At 45.4% G+C, this 23509-nt stretch carries 22 protein-coding genes; 18 read left to right on the forward strand and 4 right to left on the reverse strand.

Translation table 11 applies throughout. The features are described from left to right. The first annotated feature begins 26 nt into the window (after positions 1-26). The 8 genes from DVG78_RS08895 (at position 27) to DVG78_RS08930 (ending at position 5497) form a co-directional block, all read left to right on the forward strand. A complete protein-coding gene (locus DVG78_RS08895) occupies positions 27-308 on the forward strand; it encodes a HypC/HybG/HupF family hydrogenase formation chaperone (RefSeq protein WP_114460745.1) in 282 nt (93 codons plus the stop codon). Further along, positions 305-1402 (forward strand): hydrogenase formation protein HypD, encoded by a 1098-nt coding sequence (gene hypD / locus DVG78_RS08900; protein WP_114460746.1) that lies wholly within the window; start codon positions 305-307, stop codon positions 1400-1402. Before DVG78_RS08895 ends, hypD begins: the two co-directional genes overlap by 4 nt. Positions 1403-1449: 47 nt before the next feature. Next, complete coding sequence (gene hypE, locus DVG78_RS08905) at positions 1450-2493, forward strand: hydrogenase expression/formation protein HypE (protein WP_229598170.1); 1044 nt, start codon at positions 1450-1452, stop codon at positions 2491-2493. Positions 2494-2497: 4 nt separating this feature from the next. After that, a complete protein-coding gene (locus tag DVG78_RS08910; RefSeq protein WP_229598171.1) occupies positions 2498-3685 on the forward strand; it encodes an NHL repeat-containing protein in 1188 nt (395 codons plus the stop codon). Between the two features lie 4 nt (positions 3686-3689). Further along, on the forward strand, positions 3690-4304 hold the full coding sequence (locus DVG78_RS08915) for an urease accessory protein (protein WP_114460747.1): 615 nt from the start codon (positions 3690-3692) through the stop codon (positions 4302-4304). 19 nt (positions 4305-4323) lie between these two features. Beyond that, complete coding sequence (locus DVG78_RS08920) at positions 4324-4551, forward strand: hypothetical protein (RefSeq protein WP_114460748.1); 228 nt, start codon at positions 4324-4326, stop codon at positions 4549-4551. Further along, complete coding sequence (locus tag DVG78_RS08925; RefSeq protein WP_114460749.1) at positions 4544-5092, forward strand: bifunctional nuclease family protein; 549 nt, start codon at positions 4544-4546, stop codon at positions 5090-5092. The genes DVG78_RS08920 and DVG78_RS08925 overlap by 8 nt, the downstream gene beginning before the upstream one ends. Positions 5093-5164: 72 nt before the next feature. Then, positions 5165-5497, forward strand: coding sequence for an L-rhamnose mutarotase (locus tag DVG78_RS08930; RefSeq protein ID WP_114460750.1), 333 nt, complete (start codon positions 5165-5167; stop codon positions 5495-5497). A 29-nt stretch (positions 5498-5526) separates the two neighbouring features. Here the strand turns inward: DVG78_RS08930 and DVG78_RS08935 are convergent, their stop codons facing one another. Further along, on the reverse strand, positions 5527-6588 hold the full coding sequence (locus tag DVG78_RS08935) for a saccharopine dehydrogenase C-terminal domain-containing protein (protein ID WP_114460834.1): 1062 nt from the start codon (positions 6586-6588) through the stop codon (positions 5527-5529). 410 nt (positions 6589-6998) lie between these two features. Here DVG78_RS08935 and recJ point away from each other — a divergent pair, with 410 nt between their 5' ends. The 8 genes from recJ (at position 6999) to DVG78_RS08975 (ending at position 16842) form a co-directional block, all read left to right on the forward strand. Continuing rightward, the gene (gene recJ / locus DVG78_RS08940; protein WP_114460751.1) at positions 6999-8720 is read left to right on the forward strand and encodes a single-stranded-DNA-specific exonuclease RecJ; all 1722 of its coding nucleotides are present in this window, start codon (positions 6999-7001) and stop codon (positions 8718-8720) included. A gap of 23 nt (positions 8721-8743) precedes the next feature. Further along, positions 8744-9028: a type II toxin-antitoxin system HicB family antitoxin gene (locus tag DVG78_RS08945; protein ID WP_114460752.1), complete on the forward strand. Its 285-nt coding sequence runs from the start codon at positions 8744-8746 to the stop codon at positions 9026-9028. A 2-nt stretch (positions 9029-9030) separates the two neighbouring features. Continuing rightward, positions 9031-9234: a type II toxin-antitoxin system HicA family toxin gene (locus DVG78_RS08950; protein WP_114460753.1), complete on the forward strand. Its 204-nt coding sequence runs from the start codon at positions 9031-9033 to the stop codon at positions 9232-9234. An 18-nt stretch (positions 9235-9252) separates the two neighbouring features. Further along, positions 9253-9984: an LPS export ABC transporter ATP-binding protein gene (lptB, locus tag DVG78_RS08955; RefSeq protein ID WP_114460754.1), complete on the forward strand. Its 732-nt coding sequence runs from the start codon at positions 9253-9255 to the stop codon at positions 9982-9984. A gap of 172 nt (positions 9985-10156) precedes the next feature. Beyond that, positions 10157-10675 (forward strand): DUF4199 domain-containing protein, encoded by a 519-nt coding sequence (locus DVG78_RS08960; protein WP_114460755.1) that lies wholly within the window; start codon positions 10157-10159, stop codon positions 10673-10675. 48 nt (positions 10676-10723) lie between these two features. Further along, positions 10724-11452, forward strand: a complete 729-nt coding sequence (gene gldF / locus DVG78_RS08965; RefSeq protein ID WP_114460756.1) for a gliding motility-associated ABC transporter permease subunit GldF — start codon at positions 10724-10726, stop codon at positions 11450-11452. Between the two features lie 108 nt (positions 11453-11560). Then, complete coding sequence (locus DVG78_RS08970) at positions 11561-15289, forward strand: hydantoinase B/oxoprolinase family protein (protein ID WP_114460757.1); 3729 nt, start codon at positions 11561-11563, stop codon at positions 15287-15289. A gap of 56 nt (positions 15290-15345) precedes the next feature. Beyond that, complete coding sequence (locus DVG78_RS08975; protein WP_114066209.1) at positions 15346-16842, forward strand: helix-turn-helix domain-containing protein; 1497 nt, start codon at positions 15346-15348, stop codon at positions 16840-16842. A 71-nt stretch (positions 16843-16913) separates the two neighbouring features. Here DVG78_RS08975 and DVG78_RS08980 read toward each other — a convergent pair whose 3' ends face one another. Beyond that, entirely contained in the window at positions 16914-17855 is a 942-nt protein-coding gene (locus DVG78_RS08980; RefSeq protein WP_114460758.1) for a hypothetical protein, read from the reverse strand. Positions 17856-18267: 412 nt separating this feature from the next. Between DVG78_RS08980 and DVG78_RS08985 the strand changes: the two genes are divergently transcribed. Further along, positions 18268-19716 (forward strand): ATP-binding protein, encoded by a 1449-nt coding sequence (locus DVG78_RS08985; RefSeq protein ID WP_114460759.1) that lies wholly within the window; start codon positions 18268-18270, stop codon positions 19714-19716. A gap of 78 nt (positions 19717-19794) precedes the next feature. Here DVG78_RS08985 and DVG78_RS08990 read toward each other — a convergent pair whose 3' ends face one another. After that, a complete protein-coding gene (locus tag DVG78_RS08990) occupies positions 19795-20454 on the reverse strand; it encodes an ABC transporter ATP-binding protein (RefSeq protein ID WP_114460760.1) in 660 nt (219 codons plus the stop codon). Positions 20455-20676: 222 nt separating this feature from the next. Between DVG78_RS08990 and radA the strand changes: the two genes are divergently transcribed. After that, the gene (gene radA / locus DVG78_RS08995) at positions 20677-22044 is read left to right on the forward strand and encodes a DNA repair protein RadA (protein ID WP_114066213.1); all 1368 of its coding nucleotides are present in this window, start codon (positions 20677-20679) and stop codon (positions 22042-22044) included. A 5-nt stretch (positions 22045-22049) separates the two neighbouring features. On the opposite strand, the gene DVG78_RS09000 is transcribed toward radA, so the two are convergent. Further along, positions 22050-23486 (reverse strand): arabinose isomerase, encoded by a 1437-nt coding sequence (locus DVG78_RS09000; protein WP_229598172.1) that lies wholly within the window; start codon positions 23484-23486, stop codon positions 22050-22052. Positions 23487-23509 lie beyond the last annotated feature (23 nt).

The following is a 23509-nucleotide window of genomic DNA, read 5'->3' on the forward strand; positions in this document are numbered from 1 at the left end:
TTTAACCGTGGCGCGCCACTATTCACATGTGTTTAGCAATACCAGGAAAAATCAAATCCATTGAATACCAATACGATGGACTAGTCAGAATGGCAAAAATCATTTTTGGTGGAATTACCAAAGAAGCTAGTCTTGAAATGGTTCCTCAAGCCAAAGAAGGCGACTACGTGTTGGTTCACGTTGGGGTTGCCATCAGTATTGTGGATGAAGAAGAAGCGCAGAAGACGTTTCAATACTTGGCAGAAATCGGTGAGCTCGACGACTTAGTTGCCTCCAGTCAACTTGACATGCCCAATTCTAATTTATGAAATTCCTAACTGAATTCCGCGCCCCAGAAGTTGTTGAACAATATGTCAACGAACTTCATAAAATTGTCACAAAACCGTGGACCATTATGGAGGTTTGTGGTGGGCAAACGCATAGCTTGGTAAAAAACGGCATTCTCCATATTTTGCCCAAAGAAATCCGAATGGTACATGGCCCTGGCTGCCCCGTGTGCGTAACACCCTTGAATCTCATCGATAAAGCGGTCTACCTCGCCGAAGAAAAGGGGGTGATTTTATGTTCTTACGGGGACATGATTCGGGTTCCAGGCTCCAAACGCAGTCTGCTCGAATCCAAAGCCAACGGGGCCGACGTTCGCATTTTGTATTCGCCATTGGAAGCGGTTAAAATTGCGCAGGAAAACCCCGACCGACAAGTAGTATTTTTTGCGGTAGGATTTGAAACCACCGCCCCCGCCAACGCACTCTCGGTCGTTCATGCCAAACGTCTTGGCCTAAAAAACTATTCCATTTTGGCCTCACACGTGCTGGTGCCACCCGCCATGGAAGCCGTAATCAATGACGAAGAGGCTGAAATCCAAGCATTTTTGGCTGCGGGGCACGTCTGTACTATCATGGGGTTAGGTCAATATGAACCCATTGTTCAAAAATACAATATCCCGATGGTGGTAACTGGTTTTGAGCCAGTTGATTTATTACAGGGAATTTTGATGACCGTCAAACAACTCGAAAGAGGCGAAGCTAATCTCGAAAACCAATACAGCAGAGTAGTCAAACCCGAAGGAAACCCCGAAGCTCGGAAGGTCATTGATCAGGTATTTGAAGTGACCGACCGCGAATGGCGAGGCATTGGCACAATTCCGATGAGCGGTTGGGAAGTAAAAGCGGAGTTATCGGAATTTGATGCCAACAAAAAGTTTGCTGTAAATATTCCAAAAGCACCCGAATGTGCTGATTGCATTGCAGGCTTGGTTCTGAAAGGTATCAAAAAACCCTACGAATGCAGCCAATTCGGCAAAGGATGCACCCCCATGACCCCTTTGGGTGCGCCAATGGTTTCTACAGAAGGGGCCTGTGCAGCCTATTATCATTTTGCGGGGGAAGAAATATCCGCTTAATGCAAATGTATTTTCTCAAAAATTTATCTTTTAAGTAACTGACAACCATGAATATGCTCCTTTCCTGCCCCATGCCTCAGCTCGATTTTGACATCATTACGCTCGGGCACGGAAGCGGCGGAATTTTAACGAATAAACTGCTCGAAACAGGGGTATTTGAATTACTAAAAAACCCACTGCTTGATGAGCATCACGACGGAGCCATATTTGAACTGTCGGGCCGTCTGGCCTTTTCAACCGACAGCTTTGTAATTTCTCCCGTATTTTTTCCAGGCGGCAATATTGGAGAACTGGCCGTCAATGGTACAGTCAACGACCTTGCCATGTGCGGAGCCGTCCCAAAGTATTTATCGCTCAGCTTCATTTTGGAAGAAGGGCTTACGATGAAAGAATTTTGGGAGATACTGGTTTCTATCAAATTTACCGCAGAACATGCTGGCGTACAGATTGTCACTGGCGATACGAAGGTGGTGGAACGGGGCAAGGGCGACAGAATTTTTATTAATACTTCGGGCATTGGACAAGTACACGAAAAAGCCCAAATCTCCACCAAACGCGTACAAACGGGTGATAAAATCATTGTTAGTGGACACATTGCCACGCATGGGATAGCCATCATGTCGGTGCGGGAAGGATTGGAATTCGAAACCGAAATAGTGAGCGACACGGCACATTTAAACCATACCATCAAAGCTCTTTTGGATGAATATGGCGCTGAAATCCACTTACTAAAAGACCCAACTCGGGGCGGGGTAGCCTCGGTTTTGAACGAAATTGTGCGCGATACTAGGCTGGGAATTAACATTTCCCAAAAATCCATTCCTGTATTGGAAGAAGTATACGGCGCTTGTGAATTGTTGGGCTTGGACCCCCTCTACGTAGCCAATGAAGGAGTATTCATCGCTTTCGTCTCGGCCGAAATTGCTGATGATTTCGTCAAAAAATTACAGAAGCTAGAACACGGCCAGCACGCCGCCGTCATCGGCGAAGTAACCACCGAACATCCAAAACAAGTGATTTTGCAAAGCCAAATCGGCGGGAGGCGTGTCGTAAATATGTTGGTAGGAGAACAATTACCTAGAATATGTTGAGAAAATGAATTGGAATATATCCATAACCGATACCAAAAACGGGGAAAAAGAGGGCTTCACAGGCCCTTTCTCATCGGCTTTGCCTCCCACCTACGCCTCTTCAGCCGACGGACGCCCTGAGTTGGTAAAGAAATCGTGGATTTTCAGGGGCGATGAAGGGAATCCACTATTAGCCCCACGCGGCGTATGGATTGTCGGGAATAAATTGATAATTTCAGATACTGGTCAAAATCGGGTATTTATCTGGAACTCCCTCCCAACCTCTGAATTTTGCGCCCCTGATGTGGTTTTAGGACAGCTCCAAACAACCCATACAGGCCGTAATTCGGGAATGAATGTCAATGCGTGCACCTTACAATATCCTTCGGGAATTTGGTCAGACGGTAAACAATTGATTGTTGCCGACGCTTGGAATCACCGCGTATTGATTTGGAATACTTTTCCGACCCAACATGGCCAATCTGCCGATGCGGTGATTGGGCAAACTGATTTTGAAAGTAATCAACCCAACGTCAAGGGTATTGGGGCCTCTCCAAATGCCCAATCTCTCAACTGGCCGTACGGCGTGTTTTCTGACGGACAACGTCTTTGGATTTGCGATACTGGCAACCGACGTGTGTTATTTTACGAACACATACCAACCCAAAATTTTACCGCTGCCGACGGGGTTATTGGAAAACCCAGCTTTGAGGAGCGTGATTATGAAAATCATGAGCCCATCTGGCCATATTCGGTGCGAGTGGGACAAAACGGGCAGTTGTCGATAGCAGATACCCAATATTATCGAAACCTGATCTGGAACCATTGGCAGGACGCACTCTCCCAACCCGCAAATATAATCATCGGACAATCTGACTTTGACACCAACGGTATGAATCAGTTCAGCCTATTTCCCCAACAACACACTATGAGCTGGACGTACGATTCTTTTTTTTACAAAAACGGAATTTTTATCGCTGATACAGGCAATAGCAGGCTCTTATGGTTTGAAAAAATACCAATCCAAAATAGCGCGTCTGCCGATAACCTTCTAGGACACCTTAATTTCCAAACGGGTAGCGAAAATACTCAATCCCGCTACGGCACTGACCAACAACTGTACTGGCCTTTTTCGCTTTGTATTTCTGAAAACACCTTAGTATTGGCTGACACTGGCAATCATCGAATCATATTCTATACCCTCAATCCTTGAATCTATGGAACTGGCGCCCTTTCTTTTTGCTGCCGTTGTCGGTTTTTCACACTGCTTTGAAGCCGACCACTTAGTGGCAGTAAGTAGCATTGTCACCCGACGTAACAACACCTTTTTGGCTTTGAAAGACGGTGCTTTTTGGGGACTGGGGCATACTTCTACTATCTTATTGGTGGCAACGGTGTATATGCTGGGCAAATTTGTGTTAGCTGAAAATGACTTCCGATACTTTGAGGCGGCAGTGGGATTCATGCTCATTGTTTTGGGGACAACGCGGCTTATTCGTTCAAAAAAAGAACGCACCCATGGACACCTACACGCCCCCCCTTCAGGCTTGGCTTACGGCGTCGGATTGGTACATGGATTGGCGGGGAGTGGCGGGGTATTGATTTCGGTACTCACCCAAGTAAAAGGCAGTTATGCCGGAATCTTATATATCTTGCTCTTTGGGGTCGGCTCAATTGCGGGTATGATGCTAGCAGCAGGCATTTTTAGTCTCCCATTTTCGGCTAAACTTATGCAAAACAAAATATTATACCGTACACTGACCATCGTTTCGTCGTTGTTGTGCATTGGATTGGGCAGCAAGATATTTTTTGAAAATACGGTATCATTTTAATCAATCCAAACTTGGATATATGGAATACAACGAAACTGATTTTGTTCAATATGCCCTTCAACAAATGGAGATTCCCGTACTGAAAAGAAACGGGAAATACTTCGAGTTGGCGGGAGGTTTCTTGTTGGAAGTAGAAGACCGTAACCTGTATCGCCTTTCCATTGACCAATGGGTCATTTCACCTTTCGATGATATTGGAACGCTTTGTAACTTCATCAAAGCCAATTTGAATGTATCTTATGAATAAATTTGAAGTATTTGTCATTGCTATGGCCGAGAGCGAATCTCAACGTGGCCAATATGTACTCATTCTGGAAGAGCCGCTCTCCAAACGGCGCATCCCTATCATTGTTGGGCCGAACGAGGCCCAAGCCATTGCCCTCCATCTTGAACGCCTCCAACCCTCCCGCCCTCTCACACACGACCTGTTTCAATCGGTGATTGTTCAACTAAATGCCCAGTTGAAAGAGGTATTTATCCATCAAATTAAAGAAGATGTTTTCCAAGCAACAATATCTATAACAGGTCCTGAAAAATCACTCCAAATTGACTCTCGCCCTTCCGACGCCATTGCGTTGGCCGTTCGTTTTAACTGCCCGTTGTTCGTCAGTGAGCAAGTGCTCGACGAAGCTGGTTATTTGTTGGATGAAAAAGGAAGAGAAAAAAAATCCTACGCCGAATACACCCTCGAAGAGTTGGAAGACCTACTGGCTAAAGTCTTAGCAAAAGAAGATTACGAAAGTGCAACGCGGTTAAGAAGCGTGATTGACAAGCGAAAACTAGGTTAACTTTCAGAGAAAGGGTAAAAATAACCTTCATTCCTCCTTTTTAGCCTAAAACTATTCATTCCACTGATTGATATGCCGCGTTACTGTCTCGCCCTCGACCTCAAAGACGACCCCACACTCATTGCCGAATACGAAAAATACCACGAAAAAATCCGCCCTGAAATCGCGGAAAGCATCACAAGTGCGGGCATTACCCAAATGGAGATTTACCGTATCGGCAACCGACTTTTTATGATTATGGAAACCACCGACGATTTTTCATTTGACGAAAAAGCCGCCGCCGATGCCGCCAATCCCAAAGTGCAAGAATGGGAAAACCTGATGTGGCACTACCAGCAAGCCCTCCCCATGGCCAAAGAAGGCGAAAAATGGATGATGATGAAAAATATTTTCAAATTATCGTAGGGGCAGACGCAAGGCCTGCCCCTACGGTTTTAATTATTATTCCTAAAAAAAGCCCCGTTTTCGGTTGCCAAAAACGCCTCAAAGGGAATTTCTTCTTGTTTGATAAACCCTTTCTGGGGCAATGTTCCCGCCGCTACCATTTCTACCACCGCCGCAATGGAAGCAGCAGTAGTCCAAGAAATAGCCCTCCAATGTTGCCCGTCAATAAGACGTGGGTGGTAGGCTCGGTAAAATTCTTCACGGGCCAGCCCGTCAGTTTGCCAGCCCTCTACCACGGCATACACATACACAACATCCTCTTTCACAGGAGGTTTGGCCGAAGTCAATATTTCTTCGATTTGCTGACGATTGTTTTTCAAAATCAATTCATACAACAAAAACCGCATCAGCTTGGCGTGTCCAGGGTAGCGAATGGTCTTGTAATTTAGGGTATCAACTTTTCCGAGATAAGTTTCACACATAGTGCCCAGCCCCCCCGACGTACTAAATGCCTCAAATTCTTGACCTTCGATGTTGATTACTTCGATACCATCCAACGACGACACCATTTTACGTTCGCCGTTGTGAATTACTTCGGCATCGTTGATGTATTCATTGATGACCCCCGCCGGCGACCACGTGAAAGAATACCCCAAAAGCCCGTTGGGATAACAGGGCAACGCCCCCACACGGAGCTCAATGTCACGAAGTTTATCGAATCGTTTGGCTAAATCGGCCCCCACAATTCCGATGAGGCCTGGCGCTAATCCGCACTGAGGGGCCATCACACCCCGGTGTGTTTCGGCCATTTGGCGAATAGCAGCCGTGGTGGGCACATCCTCGGTCAAATCAAAATAATGAATCCCTAGTTTATAAGCAGCATTGGCAATGGGCAAGTTGAGATTATAAGGCATACACGACACCACCGCATCGAAATCAGCCAGCGTAGTTTCGATAAAAACTTCGTCGGTTACGTCCCCTTCGATGATTTCAAAGGGAAGAGATTTTGTAGGTCGACGTTTATCCAAACCTTTTACGCTGAATTGTTTGTTGAGCAAGGTAGCCACCAATGAGCCTACCTTCCCCAAACCAATGATTAATACATTTTGCATAATTTGTTGATTTTTGGATGAAAGGGAATAATGACGTTGAAAACAACGAAAATGAGTTTGTTGCCCGTAGGGAATCCATGAAATACGAATGAGCACTCCTGTCAGTCGGGCGCTATAAGTCAGAAAATTAGGGAACAAAGGAACAGGCACTACGAAGGTAGGCCAAACGAGCGAGGGATTTTTTGAGTTCAGGATTCATAGCAAAGCAAATGTAAAAATCCTTTGTTGTTTGGGCAAGCCGTTGTTAAAAAAACAAAAAACACTCATCGCGACATTTTGTATTGTCTATCAAAACTCAATCATAAACAGCTCAAAAACAGCACATTCCTACTAAAAGCATAGCATAATAGATGTAACCGTTAAGCCATTAAATTTAAAAGCTTTCAATGATTTTCGTTAATTTGCAAACTATGAATACCAAACGCTGGACATACCGACAAACCCTAACGCCAAATCAACAAACCCAAGCGGATACCCTCGCTGCTTCTATCAACGTAAATCCATTTTTGGGGCGTTTGCTGGTCCAAAGAGACATTACCACGTTTGAGGCCGCCAAAGCTTTTTTCCGCCCCTCCATCGAACACCTCCACGATCCGTTTTTGATGAAAGACATGGATAAGGCCGTGTCAAGGTTGCTCCGAGCGTTTGAAAATCAGGAAAAAATCATCATTTACGGCGATTATGACGTCGATGGTGCTACGTCAGTGGCGGTGTTTTATGGATTTCTCAAAAAATATTATCCTTCCATTGAATACTATATTCCTGATCGGTACATCGAAGGCTACGGCGTTTCGTCGCAGGGAATTGACTATGCCGAAGCCAATGGTTTCTCACTCATTGTTACGCTCGACTGCGGCATCAAATCAGCTGATAAAGTAGCCGATGCAAAAAGTCGCGGCATTGATTTTATCATCTGCGACCACCACCGTCCTGACGCGAACCTTCCGCCTGCCGTGGCCATTTTGGACCCCAAACAGGAAGATTGCGCGTATCCTTACAAAGAATTGACGGGTTGCGGCGTAGGTTTCAAGCTTTTGCAGGCACTTTGTCAGCAGGGATTTGCCGACGAAGATGAACTCATGGACCAGCTCGATTTGTTGGTGGTAAGTATTGCCGCAGACATCGTGCACATCACGGGAGAAAATCGCGTTTTGGCCGCTTATGGAATCAAAAAACTCAATGAGCGCAAACGCATTGGCCTCAATGCGCTGATTGAGATTGCGGGTTTCAAAAACGACCTCGACATTACCAACGTGGTCTTTGGTCTTGCGCCCCGCATCAATGCCGCTGGCCGAATTGCCCACGCCAAAGAAGCCGTTAGGCTATTGCTTTGCAACGACAAAGACGAGGCCGAGGCTTTTGCGCAGGAAATCAATAAACACAACAGCGACCGCCGCACGTTTGATACGAGCATCACCGACGAAGCACTCAACATGATTCGCGAGGACGCATGGATGGTAGGCGCCAACAGCACCGTTTTGTACAAAGAAGACTGGCACAAGGGCGTGGTGGGCATTGTGGCGAGCCGATGTATTGAGCATTTTCACCGCCCTACCATCATCCTGACCAACTCGCACGGCAAAGCGGCGGGCTCGGCGCGCTCGGTGCCAGGGTTTGACGTCTACGAAGCCATAGAGGCCTGTTCCGACCTCTTGGAACAATTTGGCGGGCATACTTTTGCGGCGGGCCTTTCCTTAGCGGTCGACAACGTACCCGCCTTCCGGATGCGGTTTGATGAGATTGTTAAAAACCGCATTTCTCCCGAACAACTTACCCCGCTCGTTGATATCGACATGGATTTGGAATTGAACGCCATCAACGCCAAATTTTACAATATTCTCAAACAAATGGCCCCTTTCGGTCCCGAAAACATGACGCCCGTGTTTGCGAGCCACGACGTACGCTTGAGCGGCACACCAACCATTATGAAGGAGAAACACCTCAAAATAGAAGTCTTTCAACCTTCTCCACAGGGAGCCGTGAAATTTACCGCCATTGGGTTTGGCATGGCCGATATGTATCCCAAACTCATCACTGGGAAGCCTTTTTCCATCGCCTACACCATTGAAGAAAATACGTTTCGGGATAAAACGACGTTACAGTTGTATCTGAAAGACATCCGATTTGAGTAAATTTTTGCTAAGCATCCAACAAAATGGAAAAACCAAGATTGTATAAAATCATCATTACCAGAGACCCAGACGAAGGTTTTTACGTGGCTGAAATCCCAACGTTAAGTCCGTGTATTACCTACGGGGAGACGCTTTCAGAAGCACTGAAAATGGCAAAAGAGGCAATTGAGGGAGTCATTGAATCCCGATTGGAAAACGGCTACCCTATTCCAGACGATAATGAAATGCTCCAACAACAACAAACACAGTTTGAGACGATTATCACCATTGATCGAAATTCAGCTGATTATCATTCCATAGCAGTTTAAGTATGGGATACAATGCCAAAGAAATCATTAAAGTCTTGGAAGAAAACGGATGGTATCTCGACCGTATCAAGGGAAGTCATCATATTTACAAAAATGACCTACTAAAAAAATCAGTTCCGATACCTATTCACGGAAACCGAGATTTAGGCAAAGGGTTATTTTACAAAATTCTTAAAGCGTGTAACATAGACAAAGACGATTTATAGCCATAAATCAGGAAAATTGTGATTCTAAGAACCGAAAATTTAATAAAAAAATACGGCTCGCGCCTAGTCAACGACAACGTGAGCTACCAAGTGGGACAAGGAGAAATTGTGGGGTTATTGGGCCCCAACGGTGCCGGCAAAACCACCTCATTTTACATGGCAACGGGCTTGGTAAAACCCAACAGCGGCCACGTTTACATCGACGATAAAGACATTACCGACCTTCCGATGTACAAACGGGCGCGGCTCGGAATCGGGTATTTGGCACAGGAAGCGTCCATCTTCAGAACCCTGACCGTTGAAGAAAACATCATTGCCGTTCTGGAAATGACCAGCATCTCCAAGGCTGACCAAAAAGCCAAATGTGAAGAGCTATTGGATGAATTTAACCTGCATCACGTACGTAAAAACAAGGGAATGGTGCTATCAGGTGGCGAACGTCGACGCACCGAAATTGCCCGTTGTTTGGCCGTTGACCCCAAATTCATTCTGTTGGATGAGCCTTTTGCGGGGGTTGACCCCATCGCGGTAGAGGATATTCAAACCATTGTGGCCAAATTGAAATTCAGAAACATCGGCATTTTAATTACCGACCACAACGTATCCGAAACGCTATCTATCACCGACCGAGCGTATTTATTGTTTGAAGGAAAAATCCTGAAACAAGGTACTCCCGAAGAGCTCGCCGCCGACCCGCAAGTAAGACGGTTATATCTAGGGCAAAGTTTTGAACTGAAGCGAAAAATTTAATTGAAGGTTTATTTTTACCTAAATTTTGGCCCACAAATGGTTCAATTTTCAATAATTCGGTCATTTTTAAGCGCCACTTAGCTTAAATTGCAACCATCTATCCATTAATTTTCTTTCGTTCTCCTGCGCTGTTTACTTTTGCCCATCATCCAACTTCTTAACCAACAACATTATGGAACAACAAACAACTACCGCTCGCACCGCACTCAAATTTGGCATTATTTCGGGGGTTGCCAGTATCGTCTTTATCACCATTCTCTATGTTTCTGGCCAAGCCGCCAACAGTTCTTTGGCCTGGCTCGGGGCCATCATTACAATTGCAGCGATGGTGCTGGGAATGAAAGAATTCCGAACGCTGAACGGCGGTTTTATGACCTACGGCCAAGGCCTTGGCATCGGCACGCTGATGTCGGCCGTTGGGGGTTTTATTTCTTCGGTGTATTCTTACATTTACAACGAATTCATTGACAACACGTTACGTCAACAAATCATGGACAAAGTCCGTGAAGATTTGGAAAACCGGGGCATGGACGATGCGCAGGTGGAACAAGCATTGGCCATGAGCGAAAAGTTTTCCAGCCCGGGTATTACCTTTGCAATCAGTATTTTTGGCGCTATTTTAATCGGTTTTATTATTTCCCTGATTGTATCCGCCATTATGAAAAAAGACAAGCCATTTGAATTGGAATAGTCCATCGTTTTCTATTTTTTCGTCAAACTTCTGGTGTCTCGTACGCTTATGCTCGCTATTTTTCGTAAAGAAATCAACTCCTTTTTCAGTTCATTGACGGCCTATATTGTCATGGCTGTTTTTCTGACCGCCGTCGGTTTGTTGATGTGGGTTTTTCCCGACACCAACATTCTCAATTATGGCTATGCTGATTTGGGAACCTTTTTCAACCTCACCCCTTTTGTATTGTTGTTTCTGATTCCCGCCATCACCATGCGGGCTTTGGCCGAAGAAGTACGAAACGGAACCATCGAATTGCTGTTGACCAAACCCCTCAGTACTTGGGGGTTAATCTTGGGTAAATTCTGGGCGAGTTGGGCGCTTGCCCTTGTGACATTGCTCCCGACACTCCTGTATTATTACAGCATTTATCAACTCGGCAACCCCGTAGGAAACGTAGATTCAGCCCAAATTTTCGGTTCTTACATCGGTCTTGCTCTTTTGAGTGCCGTATTTGTGGCAGTAGGTTTGTGGACTTCTTCGCTGAGCGACAACCAAATTGTGGCTTTTGTACTGGGCGTTTTCATTTCGTTTTTGCTCTATAACGGCATTGGCGCCGTGGCCAAATTGGACTTTTGGGGTTCATTGGCGTATCCCCTATCGTGGATTTCGCTCGACGAACAATACGCTGATTTAGGACGCGGATTGATTGACTCTCGGAACGTTATTTATCTTTTCAGCATAACGCTGTTATTTTTGTGGTTGACCCAAAGCAGGGTGGCAGCACGACGAAAATAACCTCAACATAAAGATTAATCTAAGGGTTAAAAGCTACGAAGATGAGGAAATAAACGTCTCATTTTCAGCCTTTAACCCTTCACTTTTAGCTTTCAACCTTCACCTTTTATGTGGCAAATTTGGATTGATACGGGAGGCACCTTTACTGACTGTTTGGCCCTGCACGAATCGGGCGTTTTAAAACGCACAAAAGTACTGAGCAGCAGCTTTTTGAGGGGACAAATTCTCGAAAAAACAGGACCTAAAACGTACAAGGCCGCTACCCAATGGGCGTTTGAAAGTACCTTATTGACAGGTTATGATTTCCGAATTGTGGGGGGAAATGCGTTTATCAAAGTCGTTAATTTTAGCAGCGATGTGCTTGAATTGGAAGAGGATATTGACCTGACAGGCACCATTTTTCCAGTCGATTTTGAAGTTACTACCCACGAAGAAGCCCCCGTTCTTGCCACAAGAATAGTCACCGAAACCCCTTTAAATCACCCTTTTCCTTCACTGTCAATGCGGCTTGGCACCACCAAAGGCACCAATGCACTGCTCGAACGCAAAGGCGCAAAAGTGACGCTTTATGTGACCAAAGGCTTTAGAGATGCTGTACGAATCGGCACCCAACAACGCCCCAATTTATTCCAATTAGCCATTCCTGAACCGACGTTACTCTATGACGAAGTGATTGAGATACCCGAACGTTTGGACGCCAAAGGAGAAATAATCGCTCCTTTTGATGATTCTAACGTTGCTTTGCCCCGCTCCGCTCATCATTCAGTGGCCATTTCTTTTCTACACAGCTACCTGAACCCTGTTCATGAGCAGCAACTTGGGGCCGTTCTCAGCGCCCAAAAATATCCTTCCATCAGCAGTTCTTCGGAATTATACGCGGGCATTAATTACCTAAAACGGACCCAAACGGCGCTGGTAAATGCCTATTTACAACCCATTTTATCCGAATACCTCACCAATATAAAATACGCGCTAGGACAGCAAACCGTTCGCGTCATGACGAGCGCGGGAGGCTTGGTGAGCGCGGCTACTTTTCGGGCCAAAGACAGCTTACTCAGTGGCCCAGCGGGGGGCATGGTGGGGGCCGCCGCCATTGCCCAACAACTTGGTTTTGAGCGCTGTCTGACCTTCGACATGGGCGGAACAAGCACCGACACCGCCCGTTTTGACGGAAAATTAGACCTAGAATTTGTCACCAAAATTGAAGGCATCGAGCTCCACAACCCCACGCTCGCCATCGAAACCGTTGCCGCAGGAGGAGGGTCCATTTGCTCTTTTGATGGGCAAAAACTCCGCGTGGGCCCCGAGAGTGCGGGCGCAAATCCTGGCCCCGCCTGCTACGGAGCTGGCGGCCCGTTGACCATCACCGACGTTAATTTATTATTAGGAAAATTGGACACTTCCCGTTTTGGGATTCCCGTCCGAATAGACAAATCACGCGAGGCATTAAAGGCGATTCAGCAACGCATTTTTACCCAAATCAACCAACAACTTTCGGAAGACGAATTATTGCGTGGGTTTGAGCAAATTGCCAACGAAAAAATGGCCGAAGCCATTCGGCGCATTTCGGTCGCTAAGGGCTTTGACCCCAAAGACTATCCGCTGCTCACTTTTGGCGGCGCGGGCGGTTTGCACGGTTGTCAACTGGCCGAAATCCTGAACATTTCAACGGTTATTTTACCCTACGATGGAGGCTTGTTGAGTGCCTACGGCATGGGGCAGGCGCGGGTAGAACGGATTGTCAGTCAGCAAGTTCTCAAACCGTTGGACGAACTAACCCCACAGCTCGACGAGCGCATTGCTCAACTTTCTCAAAAAGCCGAAGAAATTCTTCAAAATGAAGGCATACGTGCCGTTGAGGTAAGTGCTGTGTTGCTTTATTTACGTTTTAAAGGGCAAGAAAATGCGTTGGAAATCAGCTATCAAACCCACGAAAACCTCCCGCACCAATTCCGCGAAAAGTACCAACAGTTGTTTGGATATTGTCCCACCACGCTTCCAATCGAAGTGGAAAGCATAAAAATAATGGCGGGAGAAAAAGGCAAGAAAAACCAATCAACTATCTCATATCACGCTGATAATGAATCCAATCCAATCAAACACGTACACTATCCAGTGTATGATTGGGAACAGCTTTCGGCAAACGATTTTTTCAATGGCCCTGCCGTATTGCTCAATCCAACGTCGACCTCTTTCATCCCCGAAGGGTGGCAAGCAGTGGTGACGTCAACGCGAGATGTAGTTGTTAAAAGTACAGCACAAAACCTAAAGAACGTCACCCAAACCGATGTCAACCAAGCCATTGAACTAGAACTTTTCACCAATCGTTTTATGGCGATTGCCGAAGAAATGGGGGCCCAATTGCAGCGTACCGCTTTTTCGGTCAACGTCAAAGAGCGACTTGATTTCTCCTGCGCTTTGTTGGACGCCAATGCCGAATTGCTCATCAATGCGCCCCATATTCCCGTGCATTTGGGCAGTTTGGGCGTGTGCGCGCGGTTGGTTCGCGAAAAAATCACCATCGGCTCAGGCGACGTAATCATCACCAACCACCCCAAATACGGCGGTTCGCACTTGCCCGACGTGACGATTCTCGCGGGTGTATTTACGCCCGACCAACGCCTCATTGGTTACGTCATCAACCGCGCCCACCACGCCGAAATCGGCGGTCGAACGCCCGGCTCTATGCCCCCCGATGCCACCACGCTCGACGAAGAAGGAGTAGTGATTTTGCCGACGTATTTGGTCAAAAACGGCGAAATGCAATGGGAAAACATTGAGCGTCTTTTTACCCAATCTTCCTATCCTACCCGCGCCCTGACCGAAAACATTGCCGACATCAACGCCGCCCTTGCTTCGCTACGCTCTGGCGAAACGGCCCTTCAAAGTCTTGTGGCGCAACACGGGTTAGAAAAGGTGCATTTTTATATGAAATTGCTGAAAAACAGTGCTTTTGACGCCTTACAAAATGCCCTGATTCCCTATCAAAATAAATCATTTGCCGCTACCGAATCATTGGATGACGGGCATCGGATTCAGGTCAATATTACGCCGCGCTTGGCAGGGGGAGCCCAGTTTGATTTCACGGGTACCTCACCCTGTCACCCCCACAATCTCAACGCGAACATTTCCATTATTTACAGCGCCATTTTATACGTTTTACGACTGTTGGTCAACAAAAACATTCCTTTAAATGAAGGATTGATGCAAGGCGTCGAAGTCATTTTACCCGAAAACAGCTTTTTGCACCCTCATTTCAGCGACGACCCCACACAATGCCCCGCCGTGGTAGGAGGCAATACGGAAGTCAGTCAGCGGTTGGTAGATACGCTGCTAAAAGCCTTTGAATTAGCGGCTTGCAGTCAGGGAACGATGAACAATTTCCTGTTTGGCAACGGACAATTCGGCTATTACGAGACCATTTGCGGCGGTACGGGCGCAAGTGCCAGCGCCAACGGGCGCTCAGCCGTGCATCAGCACATGACCAATACGCGCATCACGGACGCTGAAGAACTAGAACGGCGTTATCCCGTGCGGCTCAATCAGTTCGCAATTCGAGAAGGCTCGGGTGGCAGCGGAAAATGGCAGGGAGGAGAGGGCGTTGTCCGCGAAATTACCTTTTTAGAGCCGCTGCGTGTCACGCTCATTACCCAGCATCGCCAAGTGCCGCCGTATGGTTTGGGGGGTGGACAAAACGGGCAAACGGGGCGGCAAATCCTGACCCAAAAAAATGGAACAACCGAAACATTATCAGGAGTTTGCAGCGTAGAAGCACAAGCGGGTGATTCACTGAGGATTGAAACTCCCGGCGGTGGCGGTTACGGAAACCTCATTTAAAGTACTATGTTTTTCGGAAAAAGTACTAAATTTACACAGTAATAAAAATCCCTAACGTGTCTCTTAACCAAGATAATATTCGCCTCGTTTTTGGGCTCAAATTAAAGCAGCTTCGTCTTGACAAATCACTCTCTCTCAGCGATTTGTCACAACTCACTGGACTATCCATTTCTTACATCAACGAAATTGAAAAAGGAAAAAAATATCCCAAGTCCGACAAAATCATGGCCCTTTCGCGGGCATTGGACGTAGAATACGACTCGCTGGTTTCTATCAAGTTGAGCAAAAAACTGGAGCCCATTTCAGAATTATTGCAATCCAATATTCTCACTGAGCTCCCGCTTGACCTTTTCGGAATCGACCCCGCCGATTTATTGGAAATGCTTTCCGACGCGCCCACCAAATTGAGCGCGTTTATCGGGACGCTCATCGAAATCGCGCGCAACTACAATATGTCGGTGGAGCAATTTTACTTTTCGGCGCTGCGGACCTACCAAGAAATGTACGACAACTATTTCGAGGATTTGGAGCAGGAAGCCGAGCAGTTTTTGAAGTTTCATGCCGTTCCTGAAGAGTTGATTCTGGACGACAAATACTTGGCCGACTTGTTGGTTAAAAATTATCCATACGAAATTCAGTTTATCGACGAAAAAAAATATCCCGAACTTATCGGAATTCGCTCAATGTTGGTTTCGCGCGGGGATAAGTTACGGTTGCTCATCAGTCCCCAACTAGACGCCAATCAGCGGGCGTTTATTTACGGGCGTGAGTTGGGGTATCAATTCATGAAGCTCAAAAACCGACTGAATACCACGCACTTAGTGGAAGCCGAATCGTTTGAACAACTGCTCAACAACTACAAAGCTTCTTATTTTTCCAGTGCCATTATCATCAAAGGGGAAGTGCTGGCCAAGAAACTATCCACGTTTTTTGAGCAGCCGCATTTTGACGGTGAGGCATTGGTCAACATGATTAATTACTTCCACAGTACGCCCGAATCGTTTTGTTATCGGCTGAGCAATATCCTCCCTAAATACTTCGGAATCAGCCAGTTGTTTTTTCTTCGGTTCAATAATTTTGCGGGACAAAATCGCTTTGATTTGACCAAAGAAATGCACATTGCGCGCAAGCACAATCCACACACGGTGCGCGATGAGCACTATTGCCGTCGTTGGATTTCGCTGACCATTTTGCAGGAGTTGGCCGAGTTGCAATCGCGCGGAGAGTACGAGCAGATACTGTGCCGTACGCAGGTTTCGCACTACATGGACACGCAGGACCAGTATTTTGTGGTGTCGTTTGCCAAGCCGATGTCGCCCACGCCCAACCTCAACGTGAGCGTTTCGATGGGGATTCGGTTGGACGAAAATGTGCTCTCCAAAATCAAATTTTTGAGCACTGGCGAAATCACCAAACGCGAAGTGAACGAGACCTGCGAGCGCTGCCCTTCGTTTGACTGCAAAGAGCGCATGGCCGCGCCCACCGTACTCCAGCGCAAACGCAAAAACGAAGCCATCCAAAAAGCCATGAAAATGCTAAGCAGCGAGGCGTAGGAGGAGCTATTTTTTGATGTATATATGCAACTAGATGCGTATATATGGATGTTAGCGGTTATTTGTGAAAACTACCTACTAAGTTCTTTGATAGCCTGGGATATTAACTTAATATCAACAATTTCTTCTATTGGGAGGAATAAATTGAGTTGCCCTCTTGGATTGTAATTCTTTGGCTTAAAATTAAACTCTGTAACGCCAGCTGACTCAAAAACTTGTTTCACAAAATCGGCTAAATCACGGGCTTTTAGTATGTTTTTATGACCATAAGGGTCAAATCTTTGAGTTAAGAAATCAAACAAAGATGCTCTGATACTTTCTAAACCATCAACAATAGCATACTTTTCTATCTTTGTATATGACGATTTGGGAGTTTCCTTCTTTAATTCAATGTACTTAGCATCTAACTGACTTTCCGAAAATAACTTTAAGATACTATTTCTATAATTATCAAATTCTTTCCATGAATCCTCACTTTCTTTCCCTTCAAAGAATTTCTTTTTGTGCTGTTTATAATATTCTAATTGATTGTCGATGTATGTACACATTTTTACCATTTCCATCAATCCTAAAAGCGACTTTCTTGTAATTATCTGGTTGTTTTCTAAGTCGGCTTCTATTGACAATAACCACTGAACAAGCCTATCTTTTAGTTTGCAGTTTGAATTTACCGTAATGATTTTTGCAAGTTCAAACCGTATTAGATAGTTTTCTGAGAAATTTCCAGGACCTTTATTTTCACTCGACATTGATGTCGAGTGAACAATGTCACTTATTAAACTGCCAATAGATTGTGGTTCTTTTACCCCAGTCCTACCAACCAAATCTTTACTTTGAAAATAATCATAGTTTTTGACTGGCTCTTTGTATTCTTTATTATTCTGAAAGAGATATTTTGTAGAAATCCATCTTTTTATATCCCTCGAATACTGATTTTCTGACAGTTCTAATGCAAGATGTAACGATTTAGCCCAAACGTATCTATCCTCATTGAAATAAACAATTTCTAACATTTGCTTTGTTTTAGTGTCAGCAAAGTTACAAAAACAAATTTACTCGACAAAAAATGTCAAGTATTATTTTTTACCTTGTCAGTGGACAATTCAACTCCATCGACACGAAGGCAAACAAACCGCTAACATTGGCTTACAGATAGCGTGGCGGACAGAAGTAATTGAGCATCGTACTACTATCAGCTTCACTACTTATTTCGGCTAACGGAATACTAAGCCCACGCCATCTTTAAGCCCATTTCGTTAGGCCTCACTATAAATTGAACTCATCTTTATAATTTGCCTTCACTTTTGACATAGATAAAACAAAAGTGACAAAATAGCAAAAAATAACTATTTAGAAACAAATGTAACCTTTAAGAAGATTCAAATCTATTTAATTTTACTATATTTGTAAAAATAAACAGATTAAATGAACATTTCAAGTCTTATTCCAACAGAAAAAATAATAGAACGGTTACGTTACGAAAATCCTTGGTGGAGAAACAAACAGATACCAGAACTGTACAGTTCTATGTCAAAACGTCTGTATTTTAAATTATTCTATCCATACGTAAACGAAAAAAATATACGCAGAGCTTTGGTGCTTATGGGGCCAAGACGCGTGGGCAAAACCGTCATGCTGTTCCACAGTATACAGCAGTTAATGACCGAAAATGTAAATCCACAAAAGATATTCTTTGTAGGAATCGACAATCCTATTTATGTGCATTTAAGTTTAGAAGATATTTTAACCCTCTGTAAGCAATCGCTCAATCAAAGTAATTTAAGCGGCTGCTATGTGTTTTTTGATGAAATACAATACCTTAAAGACTGGGAGCGTCATCTCAAAGTGCTGGTAGATTCTTACCCAGAAACCAAATTCATTGTGTCGGGTTCAGCAGCAGCGGCCCTCAAATGGCACAGCACCGAAAGTGGTGCGGGCAGATTTACCGATTTTATGCTTCCACCCCTTACTTTTCAAGAATACATTCATCTTAAAAACATGGACCACCTCATCCATGATGGCAACATTATATACGGTGAGAAACCTATACCCTATTGTCTTACACACGATATAAAAGCACTCAATAGGGAGTTTGTAAATTATTTGAATTTTGGCGGTTATCCAGAAGTAGTGTTATCCGAAAAAATACAAAGCGATATGGGTAGATACGTCAAAAATGATATTGTGGACAAAGTACTTTTACGCGATTTACCAAGTTTATATGGTATAAAAGACGTACAAGAGTTAAACCGATTTTTCACCTACATTGCCTACAATACAGGGAACGAATTTTCCTATGAAATAATGAGTAAAGAAAGTGGCATACAGAAAGACACCCTCAAAAAATACTTAGAATACTTAGAAGCAGCGTTTCTCATAAAAGTATTAAACAAGGTTGATGTAAATGCCAAACGGTTAAAGAGAGTTACGAGTTTTAAGGTATATTTAACCAATCCATCACTACGTACAGCTTTGTTTTCGCCTATTTCCGAAATCGACAGCGAAATGGGAAATTTAGTAGAAACAGCCGTCCTATCCCAATGGATGCACCGTGAAAAGTTAGATTTAACCTATGCACGATGGAAAGATGGTAGAAATGAAGGCGAGGTAGATTTAGTTTTAGTTGACGACAAAAAATATAAGCCTGTTTGGGGGGTAGAAATAAAATGGAGCAACCGCTACTTTGAAAAACCAAAGGAATTAAAAAGTTTAATACAATTCTGCAAGGCTAATGACTTTGATAAAGCTCTGGTTACTTCTATTGACCTAACGGGTGTAAAAGTAGTAGATAACCTTTCTTTTTCATTTTTGCCTGCCTCTATTTACAGTTACAACATTGGTGATATAACCTTAAAAATGAAAACCGGTAATTAGCAAATAAAATTCACAACATAAAACAACGAACGCAAAAACGCATTTACGTAACAACCCAACCAGACGAGAAGCCTGCCCCTACGGGTGGGCAAGGCCGCCGTCAATCATTTCCAATCTGCGGTCGGCCATGTCGGCGAGGTGTTCGTTGTGAGTCACGATGACGAAGGTTTGTCCAAGGTCATTGCGCAGGCGAAAAAACAATTGATGCAGGTCTTCGGCGTTGCGGGAATCTAGGTTACCGCTGGGCTCGTCGGCAAAGATAATGGCGGGATTGTTGATTAAGGCCCGGGCTACGGCCACGCGCTGTTGCTCGCCCCCCGACAATTGTGAGGGTAAATTGCCCAAGCGGTCTTTCAAACCCAACATTTCCAATAACTCACCAGCTCTTTTTTTCACTTCTGTTTCGTCACTTTTGGCGTCAATAAAAGCGGGCATACACACGTTTTCTAGGGCCGTAAATTCGGGCAGCAAATGGTGAAACTGAAACACAAAGCCAATGGTGTGATTGCGAAAAGCGGCTAATTCTTTCTCTTTGAGGGCAAAAACGTCAGTATCGTTGATAAAAACCTGCCCTGCATCAGGACGGTCGAGGGTTCCCAAAATGTGCAAAAGGGTACTTTTCCCCGCCCCCGAAGCGCCTACGATTGTAACCAATTCTCCTTTATTAATCTCTAAATCAATGCCTTTCAAAACGGAAAGATTTCCGTATTTACGAACAATTTGGCGGGCTTTCAGCATTCTTAACGCGTTAAAATTGAATTGACAAAGATTGAAAAACTTCGCAACTTAGGCAACAGCGATTTATGGTTAAACCCTTTTTGTCCGTTTTTGAGCTAGGTTTTCAAAAGGTAGCCCGAATGAAAAAAGGCCGTTTATTTACATTCCTCTCCAAATCTTTATACCTGATATTGATGTTTCATTTTTATAGGTTAGTTTCGTAACCTATTTTTCAACGATTATATGGCTAAAGTCAAAACCGCTTATTTTTGTCAAAGTTGTGGTCATCAGTCACCCAAATGGCTGGGGCGCTGCCCTTCCTGCGGCGAATGGAACACATTGGTAGAAGAAGTTCTCGAAAAAGAAGATAAAAAAGGGCCCATCGGGCAATGGAAATCGGTGAGTTTGGCCTCCAAACCCAAAGCCATTGTCGAAATAAAATACGAAGAGGAACCCCGAATCGTGACGATAGACGGCGAATTGAACCGCGTTTTGGGCGGCGGCATTGTGTTGGGGTCGTTGGTGCTCATTGGCGGCGAGCCGGGCATCGGAAAATCGACGTTGATGCTGCAAATTGCGCTTACGCTTACCCAACGCGTGCTGTACGTATCGGGCGAGGAAAGTGAGCAGCAAATCAAGATGCGCGCCGAGCGACTTACGTCCAAAAATCACAATTGCTTTATTCTGACGGAAACATCGACCGATAATATTTTCCGTCAAATCGAAGAATTTGAGCCGGATGTTCTCATCATTGACTCTATCCAAACCATGCAATCGTCGCTCATCGAATCGGGCGCGGGTAGCGTGTCGCAGGTGCGTCAGTGCGCTTCCGAACTGATGAAATACGCCAAAGAAAGCGGTGTACCCGTGTTTATGATTGGTCACATCACCAAAGACGGCAGCTTGGCGGGTCCTAAAACCCTCGAACACATGGTGGATACGGTACTTCAGTTTGAAGGCGACCGCCACACCACCTACCGGATTTTGCGCACCACCAAAAACCGATTCGGAAGCACCTCAGAATTAGGCATTTACGAAATGCTCGGCACGGGGCTTCGGCAAGTGACCAATCCGTCGGAGATATTGATTTCACAGCGCGAAGAGCAATTGAGCGGCATCACCATTGGCTCCATGCTGGAAGGCAACCGACCGCTGATGATTGAAATACAGTCGCTGGTAAGTGTAGCCAACTACGGCACCCCGCAGCGCAGCAGTACGGGATTTGACAACAAACGCCTTCAGATGCTGTTGGCAGTGTTGGAAAAACGCGGCGGCTTTCGGTTGGGCACCCAAGACGTGTTTCTCAACGTAGCGGGTGGCCTGCGCGTAGAAGACCCCGCCATTGACTTGGCCGTGGTGACTTCGATTGCATCGTCTTTTGAAGATTCTTTTGTGCCGCCTTCGGTCTGTTTTGCGGGAGAAGTGGGTTTGGGCGGTGAGGTTCGGGCCGTGAGCCGCATTGAAGGCCGCATTGCCGAAGCAGAAAAACTGGGTTTTAAGAAAATCTTTATTTCCAAATACAACACCAAAGGACTGATTTTCAAGAGCTACGACATTAAGATTATACCCGTCGCGAAATTGGATGAAGTGTTTGGGGAATTGTTAAGATAGTTTTTTCAGCAAACCTTTCGTACCTCCATTCCCAGCAACGCGCCCAATTTTTCGATTTTTGAACTGATGTGCCCAATCCCAATGGCGCAATGATGCGCAGGGCCGTGGCTGTTCCAATCGTTGACAAATTTGCGGGCACCGATGGAAAACTTATACCGACTGTTGGTGTTGCCAATCTCTAAAATCGGCCCCGCAACCGATTCTGCCTCGGCCACCAATAGCATTAGCCCACCGCCTCTTTTTTCTACCACCGACAATAGGGTAACGGGGCCATTTTTTACGCTCATTTCGACCGAAACGCCTTTCCCTACTTTGCCGTGGTAGACTTTCAAGGGGCGTACTTTGGTTTTACCTTCGGCAATGGCAATGTGCCCGGGGCCATCGTGGCCCATCAGCACCACATCGTCCGCGAAATCCATGGCGTAATATTCTGTAAATGAACCGCCCACGCCAAAGCTGTCCATGATTTTCATGGCTTGGGCGTTTTTGATTTCGTATTCACCCGCCACGGGTACGCCGTTGGCGGTCAGTAGGGAATTTCCCAAAATAATGGACGCAATCGCTTCTTCATTCTCTGGATTTCCCGTTCCTTTATAATAATACGCCATTGAGCCCAGCTTGTGTTTCTCCACCAAGCGCTCCAGCGCGACCGACGTAATCGCGGCTTTTTCAAGCTCTTCGGGCGGACAATCCGATTGAATATCAAAGGTTTTGTAAAATAATTGAAGACGTTCGGCGATTTCATCCTGACTTACTTCTTTTCGTAGTTCCGCCAATTCTTCCACTTCCAACAATTCGATATGGCCACCGAAATGGGCGTAATGTTGGGTGAGGTCTGAATAAATATCCAACATTCCGCTGTAATAATGCCCCATGCAACCCAACCGATTGTAAGCCATGATATTGGCAACTTTGGCCGCCTCTACCCACTCGCCGACTTCCCGCCAAGTTTCAGCGTCGTGGTGCAACATTCCCGTAATTTGGTGAAACCTAATCCCCACCCGATTGAAGACATTGGCGATTTCGGGTACGGGGCAAGCCGAACAGTACGCCAGCCATTCGCCCGTCATTTTGGTGCGGTCGGTCATCGCATTGAATGAGGTGTAATCAATGGCCGCTTCGGGCGATAAGTTGAGGATGATAACAGGGACTTTGGCGCGTTGAACAACGGGCAAGACCGTCGAAGACAACGCGTAGGTAGTCACGTACAAAAAGATAATATCGACATCTTCGGTCTTGAACTGTTTTCCTGCTTCAAATGCTTTATCGGGCGAGTCCACCAATCCGACATTGACAATGTTTGCGTGAACGGTAGCCAATTTTGCCTCTACAACTCCCAGATAACCTTCTAAGCGCTCTTTTAATCCTTCAAACTGCGGCCAATACGTATCTAAACCAATGCCAAACAGTCCGATTCTTAAGGTTGTATTCAATTTCATCATACGTTAGAATTCACACCAAATGG

This window comes from Runella aurantiaca (assembly GCF_003339505.1).
GTDB lineage: Bacteria > Bacteroidota > Bacteroidia > Cytophagales > Spirosomataceae > Runella > Runella aurantiaca.

What these genes read in the sequence shown, in the direction of transcription:
- DVG78_RS08895 (WP_114460745.1), top strand. Translation starts at nt 27, where the DNA reads ATGTGTTTAGCAATACCAGGAAAAATCAAATCCATTGAATACCAATAC.
- hypD (WP_114460746.1), top strand. Translation starts at nt 305, where the DNA reads ATGAAATTCCTAACTGAATTCCGCGCCCCAGAAGTTGTTGAACAATAT.
- hypE (WP_229598170.1), top strand. Translation starts at nt 1,450, where the DNA reads ATGAATATGCTCCTTTCCTGCCCCATGCCTCAGCTCGATTTTGACATC.
- DVG78_RS08910 (WP_229598171.1), top strand. Translation starts at nt 2,498, where the DNA reads ATGAATTGGAATATATCCATAACCGATACCAAAAACGGGGAAAAAGAG.
- DVG78_RS08915 (WP_114460747.1), top strand. Translation starts at nt 3,690, where the DNA reads ATGGAACTGGCGCCCTTTCTTTTTGCTGCCGTTGTCGGTTTTTCACAC.
- DVG78_RS08920 (WP_114460748.1), top strand. Translation starts at nt 4,324, where the DNA reads ATGGAATACAACGAAACTGATTTTGTTCAATATGCCCTTCAACAAATG.
- DVG78_RS08925 (WP_114460749.1), top strand. Translation starts at nt 4,544, where the DNA reads ATGAATAAATTTGAAGTATTTGTCATTGCTATGGCCGAGAGCGAATCT.
- DVG78_RS08930 (WP_114460750.1), top strand. Translation starts at nt 5,165, where the DNA reads ATGCCGCGTTACTGTCTCGCCCTCGACCTCAAAGACGACCCCACACTC.
- DVG78_RS08935 (WP_114460834.1), bottom strand. Translation starts at nt 6,588, where the DNA reads ATGCAAAATGTATTAATCATTGGTTTGGGGAAGGTAGGCTCATTGGTG.
- recJ (WP_114460751.1), top strand. Translation starts at nt 6,999, where the DNA reads ATGAATACCAAACGCTGGACATACCGACAAACCCTAACGCCAAATCAA.
- DVG78_RS08945 (WP_114460752.1), top strand. Translation starts at nt 8,744, where the DNA reads ATGGAAAAACCAAGATTGTATAAAATCATCATTACCAGAGACCCAGAC.
- DVG78_RS08950 (WP_114460753.1), top strand. Translation starts at nt 9,031, where the DNA reads ATGGGATACAATGCCAAAGAAATCATTAAAGTCTTGGAAGAAAACGGA.
- DVG78_RS08960 (WP_114460755.1), top strand. Translation starts at nt 10,157, where the DNA reads ATGGAACAACAAACAACTACCGCTCGCACCGCACTCAAATTTGGCATT.
- gldF (WP_114460756.1), top strand. Translation starts at nt 10,724, where the DNA reads ATGCTCGCTATTTTTCGTAAAGAAATCAACTCCTTTTTCAGTTCATTG.
- DVG78_RS08970 (WP_114460757.1), top strand. Translation starts at nt 11,561, where the DNA reads ATGTGGCAAATTTGGATTGATACGGGAGGCACCTTTACTGACTGTTTG.
- DVG78_RS08980 (WP_114460758.1), bottom strand. Translation starts at nt 17,855, where the DNA reads ATGTTAGAAATTGTTTATTTCAATGAGGATAGATACGTTTGGGCTAAA.
- DVG78_RS08985 (WP_114460759.1), top strand. Translation starts at nt 18,268, where the DNA reads ATGAACATTTCAAGTCTTATTCCAACAGAAAAAATAATAGAACGGTTA.
- DVG78_RS08990 (WP_114460760.1), bottom strand. Translation starts at nt 20,454, where the DNA reads ATGCTGAAAGCCCGCCAAATTGTTCGTAAATACGGAAATCTTTCCGTT.
- radA (WP_114066213.1), top strand. Translation starts at nt 20,677, where the DNA reads ATGGCTAAAGTCAAAACCGCTTATTTTTGTCAAAGTTGTGGTCATCAG.
- DVG78_RS09000 (WP_229598172.1), bottom strand. Translation starts at nt 23,486, where the DNA reads ATGATGAAATTGAATACAACCTTAAGAATCGGACTGTTTGGCATTGGT.